The following is a 14,950-nucleotide window of genomic DNA, read 5'->3' as shown; positions in this document are numbered from 1 at the left end:
GCTTGCGAGGTCTCCCGGGCTTTTGTCCCGCCGTGCACCCGGCGGAATGTTTCTCCGCCGGTAGCCGCTCTCGGACCAGTCACATCGTTTGATGCCGGAACCCTAGCTGCTAACTCTGCCAGGGCCGATGCAACAGCCGTGCCAACCGCAAACGGCCAGAAATGCGGGGTTCGACCGGCTTCAAAAGCCAATCCTGCACACAATACATCCAGAAATGCCTAACTAATATGCAATTCGACAAAAGATGCATCAGGCGCGCAGTGAGCGTTTACACGTCATTCATCAGCACTCACTGAAACGTGACATTTTGATCCGGCAGCCTGATCGCCCTTTGTGAAACCTGTGTTACAGTTCCGGTCATTCGAGTGCTTGTGACGGGAATGCCATGCTTGCCACACTTGCAATGCTCCTCAGCCTCACCGGCGGACAGTCTCAAACGGTCGCGCTTTCCGGAAATCAAGTGGACGTGGAACTCGTCCTTGCCGTCGATACATCCCGATCCATGGATTATGAGGAGGTCCGCATACAGCGCGAAGGCTATGTCAGCGCGCTCAACCACCCGGATTTCATCAATGCCGTGCGCGGCGGCCTGATCGGCAAGATCGCCATTACCTATTATGAATGGGCGGGCGAGGTGGATGAAAGCTCAGTGCTTGCCTGGCAGGTGATCGAGAACGCCGAGGATGCCAAGGCCTTTGCCGACAAGCTTGCGGCACGGCCGATCGACACGCAGCGCCGCACCTCGATTTCCGCTGCCATCAGCTATGGTGCCACCGCCCTCACGAACAACGACTTCCAGGGCATGCGCCGGGTGATCGATGTCTCTGGCGACGGACCGAACAATATTGGCGAAGCCGTCGAGCCGGTACGCGACAAGGCGGTGGAGGCCGGCATCATCATCAACGGGCTTGCCATCATGCTGCGCCCCTCTGGCACATCGAGCGGCCTCGACAAGTATTACAAGGATTGCGTCATCGGCGGGCCAGGCTCCTTCGTCCTGCCGGTGCGTGACGCCAAGGATTTTGCCACCGCCATCCGCCGCAAGCTGGTGCTGGAGGTCAGCGACCGACAGCCGGAACCGCTGGTGCAACGCATCGCCACCGAGCCGAAGATGGACTGCCTGATCGGTGAAATTCAATGGCAGCAATTCCTCGACCGCTGACGAGGTTCCAGCAAGACCGCGACCCCGCATCAAAGCCAAGTCAGCCTGACAGAGAGTGAGAACCACCCTACGACGCATAAAAGCACGTCGCCAAAACTGCGACTTCATCGACTTCCAATTGTATGCAACAAGGAACTAATTGCCTAATTTATAAACCACGTTAAAAATTTGCTCATTATATGGCCAAATTGGCAGCCACCCCTCCCCTAGCCTCGCCAACAATTTCAAAGACTTGAGTATTTCACAAGCCAATACTGCGCGTGGCACAGCCTTTGCTTATCTCCTGAAGAAAGGTCCGTACGGATCCAAACAAAAGGGGAGTTGCCAATGTCACGCTTTGAAATGTCTCGCCGTGCACTCTTGAAAACCGGTCTGGCCGGTGTCGCGGCCAGCGCCCTGCCCTTCAGCCTGGCGCGGGCTCAGGCCGCCGTTACCGTCGGCATCGTCTATGTCGGCCCGCGCGATGATTTCGGCTGGAACCAGGCGCATGCGGTAGCCGCCGCTGCATTGAAGCAAGTCCCCGGCGTCACGGTCATCGAAGAGGAAAACGTACCGGAAACGGATGCCGTTTCCAAGTCGATCGAGTCGATGATCAATCTGGATGGCGCCAACCTCATCCTGGCCACCTCATTCGGCTATTATAATCCCTTTGTCGTCGATCTTGCCAAGAAGCATTCAGACGTCGAGTTCCGTCACGCCGCCCCGCTGTGGAGCAAGGACAAGGATCCGAAGAATGCCGGCTCCTACTTCCCGTATCTGAACCAGGCGCATTATGTGAACGGCGTGGCAGCCGGCCTGTCCTCGGCCAGCGGCAAAATCGGCTTTGTTGCCGCAAAGCCAATTCCCTCGGTTCTCTCCAACATCAACTCGGTTCTCCTAGGCGCACGCTCGGTCAATCCGGCCGCCACCGTACGCGTCATCTTCACCGGTGACTGGTCGATGCCGGTGCGCGAAGCCGAGGCTGCCAATGCGCTGGTCGATGCCGGCTGCGATGTCGTGACCTGCCATGTCGACAGCCCCAAAGTGGTGATCGAAACGGCAGAAGCCCGCGGCGTGAAAAGCCTTGGCCACAATGCCTCGCAGGCACCGCTGGCGCCCAAGGGCTTCATCACCGGCGCCGAATACAAGTGGGAGACGATCTACAAGTCGTTTGCCGCCGATATCGCCGCCAAGAAAACGCTGCCGAACTTCCTCGTCGGCGGCTTCGACAAGGACATGCTGCGTTCCACACCTTATGGCGCCGGTGCAACCGACGCGGCGAAGAAAGCAGCCGATGCGGCAATGGCCGCCCTGAAGGCTGGCGCGCCGATCTACAAGGGCACATTGAAGGACAACCAGGGCAAGGTCGTCGTCGATAAGACCTATGACAATTACGACCCCTATCTCGACGGCATGAACTGGCTGCTGGAGGGCGTTCAGGGCTCGATCACCTGAGCTAGCCTGCGAAGGACAGACGGACCGGGCTTTGGACATGGATCAAAACCCCTCCCCAACCCCTCCCCACAAGGGGGAGGGGCTACCCTGCCGCAACGTCGTTGTACTGATTTGGGCAAGGCGGCGCAGCAAGTCTTCTCCCCCCTTGTGGGGGAGATGGCCGGCAGGCCAGAGGGGGTCTTCAGCCCAAAGTGATCGCCGCCAATAGGTTCGCCAGCGGCGTGGGCCAGATCAACCGGCCCAACCATCAAAAGGCAGATTCGCCCATCCTCCGGGCAGATCGCCAATGAGAGAGGAGAGTGCAGGTGGCAGACATGACGGTTCAACCTCTTTCGATGGCGTCGATGAAGCGCCGACCCAGCATCGGCACGCTCAAATTTGCCGAATCCATTTTCATTCCCGTGGCAGCGCTTGCCGTCTCGGCACTGCTGTTCTCGCTCTTTCTGCTTGCGCTCGGCAAATCGCCGCTGATGTTTTTCCAACTGATCTGGGTCGGCGGCTTCGGCTCCAGTTTCTCGCTGCAAAACACGCTGCAGCGGGCGGCTCCCCTCATTCTGACCGGCCTTGCCTTTGCCATTCCCGCCCGAATCGGGCTGACCATGATCGGCGGTGAAGGCGCGCTGGTGCTGGGCGGGCTTTCCGCGGCAGCGATTGCCATTCCGCTGGTGACGGCCGGCGTGCCACCCTTCCTCACGCTGCCACTCATGGCCATGGCCGCCATGCTGGCCGGCGGCTTGTGGATCGGATTTGCCGGATGGCTGCGCTATTACCGCGGCGTCAACGAAACCATTTCCTCGCTGCTTTTATCCTATATCGCCATCGCCACGATGAACTTCTTCGTCGAAGGGGTTCTTCGCGATCCGGCATCGGCCAACAAGCCCTCCACCATGCCGATCGGCGATGCCTATCGCATCGGTGCCATTCCCGGTACGGATGTGCATTGGGGGCTGGCCGCCGGCCTTATCCTCGCCGTCGCCCTGCATGTCATCATGACACGCACCACGTTCGGCTTTGCCGCACGTGTGACCGGCGGCAATGCGCGCGCAGCGCTTGCCCAGGGGCTTCCCGTCGGAAAACTCATCGTTGTCTGCTGCCTGCTGGCCGGCGCCTGCGCGGGGCTTGCCGGTTTCTATGAGGTGGCCGCCGTGCATGGACAGGCCAATGCCTCGCTCGTGGCGGGCTATGGCTTTACCGGCATTCTCGTGGCCTTTCTCGCCCGTCAGGTGCCGCTTGCCGTCATTCCGGTCGCGATCCTGTTTGGCGCGCTGGCTGCTGCCGGCGGCGTCATCCAGCGGCGCATGGGCATGCCGGATGCGACGGTTCTGGTGCTGCAGGGTCTCATCTTCGTCGTGCTTTTGACCAGCGAGACCTTTTACGGCCGCATTCCCTTCTTTCAGCCCAAACGCGCGGAGGAACGCACATGAACGAGACCATCAGCGACGGCGCATTGGTCACCGCGCTCATTGCCATGCTCGGCGGCGCGATCCGCGTCTCCACCCCCTTCATGTTCGTGGCGCTCGGCGAATGCTTGACGGAGAAATCCGGCCGCATCAATCTGGGGCTGGAAGGCAGCCTCGTGCTGGGCGCCATGGTGGCCTATGCCGGCTCCTTTCTGACAGGCAGCCCCTGGGCCGGCGTCTTCTATGCCGGCTGCGCGGGCCTGGTGCTGGGTGCGCTGCATGGCTTCATCTGCAAACTGCCCAAGGTCAATGATATCGCGGTGGGCATTGCCTTCCTGAGCTTTGGCACCGGCCTCGCCTTCTTCTTCGGCAAGCCCTATATCCAGCCGCAGGCCCCCAGGCTGGAAGCCATCCATCTGGGTGACTGGACCGGCGATCCGCGCCTTGCCCAAGCGCTGGAGGTCAACCCGCTGTTCTTCGTCGGCGTGGCGCTGGCCATTTTCATGTGGTGGGCCTTCCGCAACACCCGCTTCGGCCTCATCATCCGCATGACTGGAGACAGCGCGCCGGCGGCAAAGGCCATGGGCGTCTCGGTCGATCTGGTGCGCTTCATCGCAACCGCCATCGGCGGCTTCCTTGCCGGTATCGGCGGCGCCTTCCTGTCGCTTTACTATCCGGGTTCGTGGAACCAGGGCCTGTCCTCGGGACAGGGGCTGATGGCTGTGGCACTTGTCATCTTTGCCCGCTGGGGGCCGTTGCGCTGCATTCTGGCCGCACTGCTGTTTGGCGCCGCCGGCGCACTCGGCCCTTCGCTGCAATCGGTCGGCATTTCTCAAGGCTACTATTTCTTCAACGCCGCTCCCTACATCCTCACGCTCTTCATCATGGTTGCGTCCGCCCGCTCGAAGGCCGCCGCACGTGAGGCTCCGGGCGAACTTTCGATCACCAAGTGAGGTCATCAGATGAAGTCACTCGACGAACGCATCGACAATGCCCTGATCCCCGGCGCAACGACACTTGACGCCGATCCCTATCCCTGGCCCTTCGATGGCGACTGGGGACCGCACAATACCGTCCTCGTCGTCATCGACATGCAGACGGATTTCTGTGCGCCGGGCGGCTATGTCGACAGTATGGGCTATGACATTTCGCTGACCCGCGCACCGATCGAACCGATCGCCCGTGTGCTGACGGCCATGCGTGCCAAGGGCTATCCGATCATTCACACGCGCGAAGGTCACAAGCCGGACCTGTCGGACCTGCCGGCCAACAAGCGCTGGCGCTCGCAGCGCATCGGCGCCGGCATCGGCGATCAGGGACCGTGCGGCCGCATTCTGGTGCGCGGCGAGCCGGGCTGGGAAATCATCCCGGAACTGCAACCGGAACCGGGCGAAGCGATCATCGACAAGCCTGGCAAGGGCACGTTCCTCGCCACCGATTTCGAACTCGTCCTGCAGATGAAGCGCATCCGCAACATTGTGTTCACCGGCGTGACGACCGATGTCTGCGTGCACACGACCATGCGCGACGCCAATGATCGCGGCTATGAATGCCTGCTGCTGGAAGACTGCTGCGCGGCCACCAAGGTGGAAAACCATCTCGCCGCCATAGACATGATCAAGATGCAGGGCGGCGTGTTCGGCGCAGTATCAAACTCGGCGGACTTCATCGCGGCCCTGCCGGAGGGTCGCTCATGAGCGCGCTGGCAACCGAAACCCACTCGCTCAAGAAAGCCCCCTCGCTTTCCGCTCTCGGCATGACGAAAACCTTCGGTGCCTTCACAGCCCTTGGCGATGTCTCCATCGATGTGGCAGCCGGCTCATTCCATGCGCTGCTGGGCGAAAATGGTGCGGGGAAATCCACGCTCGTCAAATGCATCATGGGGTTTTACTCGCCCGACAAGGGCAAGGTCATGCTGGACGGTGCGGAGGTGACGATCCGCTCGCCGCGCGATGCCCGCGCCCATGGCATCGGCATGGTCTACCAGCATTTCACCCTGGTGCCCTGCCTGACAGCGGCGGAAAACCTAGTCATCTCGCGCGCCGATACGCCAGCCATCATCAACTGGGCGAAAGAGCGCCGCACGCTCGATGCCTTCATGGAAACCATGCCCTTTCGCGTGGCACTCGATGCGCCGGTGTCTTCGCTGTCGGCCGGTGAAAAGCAGAAACTGGAAATCCTGAAACTGCTCTATCTCGACCAGCGCTTCATGATCCTTGACGAACCCACCTCCGTTCTGACCCCCGGCGAGGCCGATGAAATGCTCGGGCTGCTGCACGGCATGTGCGATCGCGGCGAAATCACGGTTCTGATGATCTCCCACAAGTTCCGCGAGGTAAAAACCTTCTGCGACCGCTTCTCGGTGCTGCGCCGGGGCCGCCTGACCGGCGAGGGCGATGCGAAATCGGCGCCGGTCGAGGAGATGAGCCGCATGATGATCGGCGATACGGAAGTGCGCGAGCGCGCCGCCCGTGCGGTGCAGGCAGGCAAGCCGGAAATGCTGGAGCTTGCCGGCCTTTGCGCGCAAGACGATGCGGGACTTTCGGCCATACAGGGCGTCAACCTGAAGATCAGGGGCGGCGAGATCGTCGGGATTGCCGGCGTCTCGGGCAATGGCCAGAGCGCACTTGTCGAGGTTCTGGCTGGCCAGAGAGTGCTGACGGATGGTGAAATCACCATTCGCGGCCAGCTGTTTACGCCAAGCCGCGGCAATTTCGACCGGTTCAAAGTGTTCGGCCTGCCGGAAGAGCCTCTGAAGAATGCCACCGTGCCGCGCATGAGCGTAGCGGAAAACATCGCCTTCCGCTCCTTCGACAAGCCGCCGATTGCAAGCCTTGGCTGGTGGATGTCGAAAGGCCCGATGCGCACCCGCGCCGAGGAATTGATTGCCCGCTACCGGGTGAAGACCACCTCACCGGATGCACCGATCGAGACGCTGTCGGGCGGCAATGTGCAGCGCGCAGTGCTGGCGCGCGAGCTTTCCGGTGATGTGGATGTGCTGATCGTCGCCAATCCCTGCTTCGGCCTGGATTTCGCCTCTGTGGCCGATATCCGCAGCCAGATCATGGAAGCACGCAATCGCGGTGCAGCCGTGCTACTGGTGTCGGAGGATCTCGACGAGATCCTCGAACTGGCAGACCGCGTGGCGGTGATGTCCGGCGGCACGATCGCTTACGTTTCCCCCATCGAGGAGACGGACCGCAACATCATTGGCCAGCATATGGCCGGCCATTAGGGGCAGATCCATGACCATCTCCATTCCCGCACGCCCCTACCCGTTTTCCTTCATGCCCGGCCGAACCGCGCTGGTGATCATCGACATGCAGCGCGATTTCATCGAAAAAGGTGGCTTCGGCGATGCGCTCGGCAATGATGTGACGCGGCTTGCCGCGATCATCCCGACGGTTGCCGATCTGCTCGAACTGTTTCGCCGCAAGAAATGGCCGGTGATCCACACCCGCGAGGCGCATCTGCCGGATCTTTCCGACTGCCCGCCCTCGAAGATCGCGCGCGGCGATGCACCCTTGAAGATCGGCGAGGAAGGCGCGATGGGCAGGCTTCTGGTGCGCGGCGAACCGGGTAACCAGATCGTTGATGCGCTGAAACCGATCATGGGCGAGGTCGTCATCGACAAGCCCGGCAAGGGCATGTTCTGGAACACCGATATCCAGTCCATCCTCGACAACAAGGGCGTGACGCATCTGGTATTTGCCGGGGTAACGACGGAGGTTTGCGTGCAGACCTCGATGCGCGAGGCAAATGACCGGGGTTATGAATGCCTGCTGATCGAGGATGCGACGGAAAGCTATTTTCCGCAGTTCAAGACCGCCGCCATCGAGATGATCACCGCGCAGGGCGGTATTGTCGGCTGGGCAACGCCCCTGGCAGAGCTTGAAGGCGCCATTCTCCGGGAGCTTGCCCATGCCTGAGACGATGACCGGAGCGCAAGGCCGCTGGGCCGGGCGCAATACGGCAAAGGATGTGGTGCGAAACCGCATCTGGACGGCGCTTGAAGACAATGGCGTCGCCATTGGCCCTGCCTGGAGCATGATCCCGAATTTCGTCGGCGCCGATGTCGCCGCCTGGCGGCTGGCCGGAACGGATGCCTGGAAACGGGCACGGACAGTAAAGACCAATCCCGATGCACCGCAGATCCCCATCCGGCTGCGCGCGCTCTACGAGGGCAAGACTGTCTATGCACCGGTGCCCTATCTGACGAAAGACTTCCCCTATCTGCGGCTGGACCCAAAGATACTGGTAGAAAAGGGCATTTCCTTCGAGCTTGCTGCCGTCGCCCAGGGCTTTGTCGAGCATGGCGAGCGCATCGGCTTTGAGGATATCGAACAGCTGGATTTCTGCGTGGTTGGCTCGGTGGCCGTGTCGCGCGCCGGCGGTCGTACCGGCAAGGGTGCAGGTTTTGCAGATCTGGAAACGGCCATCTTTCGCGAGATGGGCATTATCAGCGAAGACACACCGCTCGTCACCACCGTGCATTCCCTGCAACTCGTCGATGACGCGGATGTGGTGATCGAAAGCCATGATTCACCGCTCGACATGGTGGCAACGGAAAGCGAGCTGATCATCACCGGCAATCGCCAACCGCGCCCCACAGGCGTCGATTGGGATCGGGTACGGCCGGACCAGTTCGAAAACATCCCGTTTCTCACGGAACTGAAGACCCGCATGCTTGCGCGAAGAAAGACCGGCTGATGCAGATCAATCACCCCGAAACGCAGGCTGAAGTGGCCGAAATCTTTGCAGCCTACGAGGCAGCCCTGCTGGCCAATGACAATGAAACCCTGCTGTCGATGTTTCTCGACAGTCCGGCCACCGTGCGCTACGGGGTGGCGGATGTGCAGCATGGATTTGCCGAGGTCAGCGCCTTCCGGTCAAGCCAAGTGCCGTTCGAGCGCCGTCTGGAACGCACCGTGGTCACCACCTATGGACGCGATTTTGCCACGGCATCGACGCTGTTCATCCGGCCGGATCTACCCGGCCAGATCGGCCGGCAGATGCAGAGCTGGGCGCGTACAGCCGATGGCTGGAAGGTCGTCGCTGCCCATGTCAGCATGATGCCGGAATGACAAGAGACAGCAGGAAGACGGATCGCGCGTGCTGAAGAAGACGCCTCGCACATCGACGGAAGACATTCGCCGGCAGCTTGCCGAACGGATCATCAAGGCCGATCTTGCCCCCGGCACCGTGCTGGACGAGACGCAGCTGGCGGCCGAATTCACTGTCTCGCGCACGCCCGTGCGGGAGGCATTGAGACTGCTGGCGGCCAGCGGCCTTGTAGAGCAGCGCCCGCATGCGCGCTCGGTGGTGGCCCAGCCGGACGAGGCAAAGCTTGCCGGCATGTTCGAACTGATGGGCCATCTGGAAGCGCTCTGCGCCGGCATGAGCGCGCTGCGCATGACACCGCAGGAACGCGACGGGCTCGATACGCTGCATGGCGAAATGGCGGCTATCGTCTCCTCGGGTGATCGGCACGCCTATATTCAGGCGAATGAGCGCTTTCACAGCGCCATCTATCACGGCAGCCATAACCCCTATCTGACCGAAATCACCCATTCGACCCGCCAGCGCCTGCAGCCGTTTCGGCGCGCGCAGTTTGCAACGCTTGGCCGTCTTTCCCGCTCACATGCCGAACATGGGGAGATCGTCGAGGCAATCCTGCGCGGCAACCAGGCCGAGGCGGAACGGATGATGCACACCCATATCGCCCAGGTGGAGGACGCCTATCATCTTCTGGTGGGCGGCTAGAGCGGGTTTCGGTTCAGCCGCCAGTTCACCGCCGTTCGATCCGTAGCGCAAGCGCCGCCAGAAATCCGTCTCGTCCCGCCCCGGAAATGAAGGTGAGGCTGGAGGGAAGACCATCAGCGCGCAGGCCGACCGGCAGCGTGATGGCCGCCATATCGAGCAGATTGACGAAATTGGTATAAGTGCCGAGATTGGCATTGTGGATCAGAGGCTCTTCGGCAACCTCCAGGATGCGATAGAAACGGGGAATGGTCGGCACAGCCAGGCAATCCACACTGTCCATCACAGGCTCGATACTGCGCTTCAGTGCCTTTAACTGGTAGAGCGCCTCAAAGGCATCCACTGCCGAGAGGTTTCGCGCAGGACCGATGATGCTGAGGGTTACCGGCAAAAGAGCTGAAGGATTGTTTTCGATAAGAGAGCGGATCGCCGCATAGAGTTCGGCCACCCATGGCCCTTCGTACAGCAGGCGCGCCACCGCATGGAAGGGCGAGAAATCGATCTCCACCAGTTCGTAGCCGAGGGTCTGCAACAGGGCGAGATCTGCGGCATAGGCCGCTTCCGCCGCCTCATCACCGAAGAACTGCCGGTCTGCGGCGGCCGGAACACCGATGCGCAGGCGCGACGGCAGGCGTTGCAGGACAGGGACCGGCAAAGCGCGCGAAAAATGGTCCTGCGCATCATATCCAGCCGAGACTTCCAGAACCCGAAAGGCAAGATCCACATCGCGCGCCAGAATCGATACCGTATCCAGCGTCCGGCAGGCCGGCACAACGCCCGTGGAGGAAATCAGGCCGAGCGATGGTTTCAGCCCGACAATGCCGTTCATGCCGGCAGGAACGCGACCGGAACCGGCCGTATCCGTACCGAGCGCAAAATCGACGAAGCCTTTGGCAACAGCCACCGCGGAGCCGGAACTGGAGCCCCCCGGCACCAGATCAGCCCGTAGCGCGTTTTGCGGAATACCATAGGGCGAGCGCACGCCGACAAGACCCGTGGCAAACTGGTCCATATTGGTCTTGCCAACGACAATGGCCCCGGCCTCCTCCAGCCGCTTGACGACCTGCGCCGATTGCGCAGGCATATAGGAAAAAGCGGGGCATGCTGCCGTCGTCGGCATGCCTTCGACATCGATATTGTCCTTGACGGCAAATAGCAGCCCGTAAAGTGGCTTCTCCGACAGGTCTTCACCCTCCAGCCGCTCGGCTTCGGCCAGCGCCGCCTGGCGCCTTTTCACGGCAATGAAGACGGACCTGTCGCGCATGGGTTCCAGCTGCGCGTAAAATGCGGCAACGGCATCAAGGGCGTAACGGGGCTGGAACCGGACTGCCAACTGCATCGAAGGAACCTGCTGGATCGAGCATCAATGAGTAAACCTGCACTACAGTAGCGCATTCTGATGTTGAGAACAGAGGCAAGTTTCAGATTGATGCAGGATCACGCGATCAGCGGGTCAGGCGTATCGGGCAAGAGCCGCCTGAAACACGTCCGGATCGACATTTCCGCCCGAGCAGACCGCGATCACCGCGTCGCCATCCAGCTCGTCCCGCCGGAAGAGAGCGGCGGCCAGCGCCACGGCACCACCCGGTTCCACGACGATCTTTAGCCGCGTATAGGCCAGCACCACGGCCTGAAGCGCTTCGTCATCACTGACCACGAGACCGGGTCCGCAAAGCCTTGATGTAATGGGAAAGGTGAGGTTTCCCGGCTGCGGCGTGATGATCGCATCACAAACCGACCCACCGAGCCGCACATTGCGCTCGATGCGGCCGCTCGCCAATGATCGTGCCGTATCGTCAAATCCGGCGGGTTCGGCCGGGCGCACCTTCAAGCCGGGCGCATGGGCCTCGAGCGCCAGTGCGATGCCGGCGGTCAGACCACCCCCGCCACAGCAGACCAGCACATCGGCCTCGCCGATCCCCTCAAGCCTCGCCTGTTCGGCGATTTCGAGACCGACCGTGCCCTGGCCGGCAATCACAAAAGGATCATCGAAGGGCTTGATGAGAGACAGGCCGCGCTCATGGGCAAGTGCTGCACCCAGCGCATCGCGATCCTCGGTCTCGCGGTTATAGAGAACCACCTCGGCGCCATAGGCGCGGGTATTGTCGATCTTGAGGCGTGGCGCATCGGCGGGCATGATGATGACGGCGGAAATGCCATGCATGCGTGCCGCCAAGGCGACGCCCTGTGCATGATTGCCGGATGAAAAGGCAAGAACGCCATTTGCACGGATCTCAGGCTCCAGAGCCGAAATGGCCGACCAGGCGCCGCGAAACTTGAAGGAGCCGGTGCGTTGCAGGCATTCCGGTTTTACCAGAACGCGGCGGCCAGCAATTTCGTCGAGGAAGGGTGAAGACAGAAATGGTGTCCTCAGTTCGCGGCCGGCCAGACGCTCGCGCGCCGCTTCAATCATACGGATATCGGTCAATTCAAGCCCCAATGCCATGGAAATCAGTCAATTGCCGGGGAGGTTAGAACGCTCTCCACCGCCAGGCAATGGTTTTGTCAGAGCGGATAATCCGGGGAGGCGGAGCATTGCGCTCCCCCTCCCCTTGCCGCATCTCCCAGGGAAGGGGGATGTTCCGGTGCGGGCATGGTCACCCGCAAGATTGCGCAGGGCTCAGGATCCGCAAATATGCGAGACCTGTCAAATGACAAGGGCAAATCATCAGAAATAACACATTATCGGAAAACAGTTCTTCCCGGAAGAACGTTCAGGTTGCCGGTGCGCCGAACACCGACCATCCGGTGCGGGCGGCCAGCATTTCCAGCGCCAGAGAGCCGATCAGCGAATTGCCATTGTGGTTAAGGCCCGGAGACCAGACGGCGACCGAAGCGCGACCGGGCGCAACCGCCAGGATGCCACCGCCGACACCGCTCTTGCCCGGCAGGCCGACATGATAGGCAAAATCGCCAGACCCATCATAATGGCCGCAGGTCAGCATCAGCGCATTGATACGCCGCGCCCGCTGGCTGGAGACAACGGTATGACCGGTGATCGGGTTCTTGCCATTGCCGGCCAGAAACAGGCCGGAACGGGCAAGCTGCGTGCAACTCATGGCAAGCGCACACTGATGGAAATAGACGCCCAACACATGATCGACGGCATGGGTGAGCTTGCCATAGGATTTCATGAAATTGGCGAGCGCGAAATTGCGATAGCCTGTCGCCGTCTCGGATTTTGCCACATCCGGATCAATCGCAATCGATGTGTCATCGGCCAGATATTGCACGAAACGGACGATCTCGCCGATCGCCTCGCGGGGCGTGTGGCCGGCCAGGACCAGATCGCTGACGACGATTGCGCCGGCATTGATGAAGGGATTGCGCGGCTTGCCGTTCTCATGTTCCAGCTGGACGATGGAGTTGAACGCCGAGCCGGACGGTTCGCGACCGACGCGGTTCCAGGTGGATTCGCCATGCTTGCCAAGCGCCAGCGTCAGGGTGAAGACCTTGGAAATACTCTGAATGGAGAAGGGTTCGTCGCAATCGCCGGCCTTGTAGACACGGCCATCCAGATCGATCACCGACATGCCGAACTTCGCCGCATCGACACGCGCAAGCTGAGGAATGTAGTCGGCAACCTTGCCTTCGCCGATACGCGGCGTCAGCGTCCGGTGAATGTCGTCCACGATCGCCTGAAGGTCTACCATGCCGGTCGTCGTCTCCGAAAATGGATCTAGTCGTATGCCCATCTATTGTCGCATCCGCGCCGTCTTCGCAAGCGCAGCATGGATCAATCCTCGGCCGTGCCCGTCATATGATTGGTGGCCGAAGCCTTGATTTCGCCCACCTGCGACCAGAGGCTGGTAATCAGCTGCGGATCGACATCACCCATCAGGTCGCGCAGCCAGATCTCATGCGCGGCGGCCATGGCGGCAAACACCTTTGCACCCTCGGGCGTCAGTTTCGCCACCGTGACGCGACGGTCACCGGTCGGCGTTTCGCGTAGCACGAGGCCGTCTGCCTCGAGACGCTCGACAAGCCCGGTGATATTGCCATTGGTGACCATGGTACGCTTGGACAGTTCACCAAGCCGCAAGCCTTCCTTTTCCCGAAACAGCTGGGCCATGAGATCAAACTGCGGCAGGGTGGCGCCAAATTCCGCCCGCAGGCGCTTGCGGATCTCCGTAGAAATGAGCTTTGTGGTTGATAAAAGCCGCAACCAAAGCCGCGTTTCCGGCTTGCTGCGAATATTGGGACCATGCGCGATGATCTCGATATCGACGGCTTCTGCATCCAAGTCTGCCATGCGATGAACCTGCCCCTCGGTCTATTTTTACCAAGCTGTACGAACCGATATTTCAAATGTCAAAGGTTTCGCATCGCCTGTCTGCTCTACCCCGCAAACGACAGCACATGCAGAGCGACCTTGCGAGAAAAAAGCATGAGTTTGCGGCACAGGGCGAAAATTCGCAAAACTCGTTCTCGCATACGCGGCGCTTTTACCTATGTTGACGGTAGAAGAACCCGCAACTGGAGCTTAAGCCCGTGTCGCTGCGCATCAATGATATTGCCCCGGATTTCACCGCCGAAACCACCGTCGGTCCGCTTTCCTTCCACGAATGGATCGGAAACGGCTGGGCCGTACTCTTCTCGCATCCGAAAAACTTCACGCCCGTCTGCACCACGGAGCTGGGCGCCATGGCCGGGCTTCAGGGCGAATTTGCCAAGCGCGGCGTCAAGATCATTGGCATCTCGGTCGATCCGGTGGAAAGCCACGCCAAGTGGAAAGCCGACATCCACACCGCCACCGGTTTTGATGTGGAATACCCCCTGATTGGCGACAAGGACCTGAAGGTCGCGAAGCTCTATGACATGCTGCCGGCCAGCGCCGGCGACAGCTCGGAAGGCCGCACGCCCGCCGATAATGCCACCGTGCGCTCGGTCTATGTCATTGGCCCGGATAAGAAGATCAAGCTGATCCTTACCTATCCGATGACCACAGGTCGCAATTTCAATGAGATCCTGCGGGCCATCGATTCAATCCAGCTGACGGCAAAGCACCAGGTGGCAACGCCGGCAAACTGGCAGAACGGCGATGACGTGATCATCACCGCCGCCGTGTCCAACGAAGATGCGCTAACCCGCTTCGGGTCCTTCGATACGGTGCTGCCCTATCTGCGTAAGACCAAGCAGCCCGCAGCCTGACCGATTGCGGGGCCGCAGGCAACTGCCGGCCCCGCATTCTCTT

General features: G+C 60.9%; 15 protein-coding genes and 1 riboswitch. Of the genes, 11 read left to right on the top strand and 4 right to left on the bottom strand.

The window, feature by feature from the left end:
- Nucleotides 1-9: 9 nt before the first annotated feature.
- A riboswitch (guanidine-I (ykkC/yxkD leader) is annotated at nt 10-117 on the bottom strand.
- A 268-nt stretch (nt 118-385) separates the two neighbouring features.
- The 10 genes from E8M77_RS11145 to E8M77_RS11100 all read left to right on the top strand — a co-directional run bounded on the left by E8M77_RS11145 (nt 386) and on the right by E8M77_RS11100 (nt 9,759).
- Entirely contained in the window at nt 386-1,162 is a 777-nt protein-coding gene (locus E8M77_RS11145) for a DUF1194 domain-containing protein (RefSeq protein ID WP_137130712.1), read from the top strand.
- Between the two features lie 327 nt (nt 1,163-1,489).
- Complete coding sequence (locus E8M77_RS11140; RefSeq protein WP_137130711.1) at nt 1,490-2,596, top strand: BMP family ABC transporter substrate-binding protein; 1,107 nt, start codon at nt 1,490-1,492, stop codon at nt 2,594-2,596.
- 314 nt (nt 2,597-2,910) lie between these two features.
- Nucleotides 2,911-4,020, top strand: coding sequence for an ABC transporter permease (locus E8M77_RS11135; RefSeq protein WP_137130710.1), 1,110 nt, complete (start codon nt 2,911-2,913; stop codon nt 4,018-4,020).
- A complete protein-coding gene (locus tag E8M77_RS11130) occupies nt 4,017-4,949 on the top strand; it encodes an ABC transporter permease (protein WP_205910474.1) in 933 nt (310 codons plus the stop codon). The genes E8M77_RS11135 and E8M77_RS11130 overlap by 4 nt, the downstream gene beginning before the upstream one ends.
- 9 nt (nt 4,950-4,958) lie before the next feature.
- On the top strand, nt 4,959-5,693 hold the full coding sequence (locus E8M77_RS11125; RefSeq protein ID WP_137130709.1) for an isochorismatase family cysteine hydrolase: 735 nt from the start codon (nt 4,959-4,961) through the stop codon (nt 5,691-5,693).
- A complete protein-coding gene (locus E8M77_RS11120; RefSeq protein WP_205910473.1) occupies nt 5,690-7,231 on the top strand; it encodes an ABC transporter ATP-binding protein in 1,542 nt (513 codons plus the stop codon). Before E8M77_RS11125 ends, E8M77_RS11120 begins: the two co-directional genes overlap by 4 nt.
- A gap of 10 nt (nt 7,232-7,241) precedes the next feature.
- A complete protein-coding gene (locus E8M77_RS11115) occupies nt 7,242-7,925 on the top strand; it encodes a cysteine hydrolase (protein WP_137130708.1) in 684 nt (227 codons plus the stop codon).
- Entirely contained in the window at nt 7,918-8,706 is a 789-nt protein-coding gene (locus tag E8M77_RS11110; protein WP_205910472.1) for a 5-formyltetrahydrofolate cyclo-ligase, read from the top strand. Before E8M77_RS11115 ends, E8M77_RS11110 begins: the two co-directional genes overlap by 8 nt.
- Entirely contained in the window at nt 8,706-9,080 is a 375-nt protein-coding gene (gene hpxZ / locus E8M77_RS11105; RefSeq protein ID WP_137130707.1) for an oxalurate catabolism protein HpxZ, read from the top strand. The genes E8M77_RS11110 and hpxZ overlap by 1 nt, the downstream gene beginning before the upstream one ends.
- Before the next feature lie 28 nt (nt 9,081-9,108).
- Nucleotides 9,109-9,759, top strand: a complete 651-nt coding sequence (locus tag E8M77_RS11100; RefSeq protein ID WP_246659222.1) for a GntR family transcriptional regulator — start codon at nt 9,109-9,111, stop codon at nt 9,757-9,759.
- Between the two features lie 25 nt (nt 9,760-9,784).
- Here E8M77_RS11100 and atzF read toward each other — a convergent pair whose 3' ends face one another.
- The 4 genes from atzF to E8M77_RS11080 form a co-directional block, all read right to left on the bottom strand.
- Nucleotides 9,785-11,095 (bottom strand): allophanate hydrolase, encoded by a 1,311-nt coding sequence (gene atzF / locus E8M77_RS11095; RefSeq protein WP_137130706.1) that lies wholly within the window; start codon nt 11,093-11,095, stop codon nt 9,785-9,787.
- A gap of 114 nt (nt 11,096-11,209) precedes the next feature.
- A complete protein-coding gene (locus tag E8M77_RS11090) occupies nt 11,210-12,184 on the bottom strand; it encodes a threonine/serine dehydratase (protein ID WP_137131080.1) in 975 nt (324 codons plus the stop codon).
- Nucleotides 12,185-12,470: 286 nt separating this feature from the next.
- On the bottom strand, nt 12,471-13,409 hold the full coding sequence (locus tag E8M77_RS11085; protein WP_137131079.1) for a glutaminase: 939 nt from the start codon (nt 13,407-13,409) through the stop codon (nt 12,471-12,473).
- 83 nt (nt 13,410-13,492) lie between these two features.
- Nucleotides 13,493-14,008, bottom strand: coding sequence for a MarR family transcriptional regulator (locus tag E8M77_RS11080; RefSeq protein ID WP_137130705.1), 516 nt, complete (start codon nt 14,006-14,008; stop codon nt 13,493-13,495).
- 239 nt (nt 14,009-14,247) lie between these two features.
- Between E8M77_RS11080 and E8M77_RS11075 the strand changes: the two genes are divergently transcribed.
- Nucleotides 14,248-14,907, top strand: a complete 660-nt coding sequence (locus E8M77_RS11075; protein ID WP_137130704.1) for a peroxiredoxin — start codon at nt 14,248-14,250, stop codon at nt 14,905-14,907.
- Nucleotides 14,908-14,950: the final 43 nt, after the last annotated feature.

This window comes from Rhizobium sp. FY34 (assembly GCF_005222845.1).
GTDB lineage: Bacteria > Pseudomonadota > Alphaproteobacteria > Rhizobiales > Rhizobiaceae > Neorhizobium.
This window is presented reverse-complemented; position numbering and strand designations above follow the sequence as displayed.

What these genes read in the sequence shown, in the direction of transcription:
- E8M77_RS11120 (WP_205910473.1), top strand. Translation starts at nt 5,690, where the DNA reads ATGAGCGCGCTGGCAACCGAAACCCACTCGCTCAAGAAAGCCCCCTCG.
- E8M77_RS11080 (WP_137130705.1), bottom strand. Translation starts at nt 14,008, where the DNA reads ATGGCAGACTTGGATGCAGAAGCCGTCGATATCGAGATCATCGCGCAT.
- E8M77_RS11085 (WP_137131079.1), bottom strand. Translation starts at nt 13,409, where the DNA reads ATGGTAGACCTTCAGGCGATCGTGGACGACATTCACCGGACGCTGACG.
- atzF (WP_137130706.1), bottom strand. Translation starts at nt 11,095, where the DNA reads ATGCAGTTGGCAGTCCGGTTCCAGCCCCGTTACGCCCTTGATGCCGTT.
- E8M77_RS11110 (WP_205910472.1), top strand. Translation starts at nt 7,918, where the DNA reads ATGCCTGAGACGATGACCGGAGCGCAAGGCCGCTGGGCCGGGCGCAAT.
- E8M77_RS11130 (WP_205910474.1), top strand. Translation starts at nt 4,017, where the DNA reads ATGAACGAGACCATCAGCGACGGCGCATTGGTCACCGCGCTCATTGCC.
- E8M77_RS11145 (WP_137130712.1), top strand. Translation starts at nt 386, where the DNA reads ATGCTTGCCACACTTGCAATGCTCCTCAGCCTCACCGGCGGACAGTCT.
- E8M77_RS11140 (WP_137130711.1), top strand. Translation starts at nt 1,490, where the DNA reads ATGTCACGCTTTGAAATGTCTCGCCGTGCACTCTTGAAAACCGGTCTG.
- hpxZ (WP_137130707.1), top strand. Translation starts at nt 8,706, where the DNA reads ATGCAGATCAATCACCCCGAAACGCAGGCTGAAGTGGCCGAAATCTTT.
- E8M77_RS11125 (WP_137130709.1), top strand. Translation starts at nt 4,959, where the DNA reads ATGAAGTCACTCGACGAACGCATCGACAATGCCCTGATCCCCGGCGCA.
- E8M77_RS11135 (WP_137130710.1), top strand. Translation starts at nt 2,911, where the DNA reads ATGACGGTTCAACCTCTTTCGATGGCGTCGATGAAGCGCCGACCCAGC.
- E8M77_RS11115 (WP_137130708.1), top strand. Translation starts at nt 7,242, where the DNA reads ATGACCATCTCCATTCCCGCACGCCCCTACCCGTTTTCCTTCATGCCC.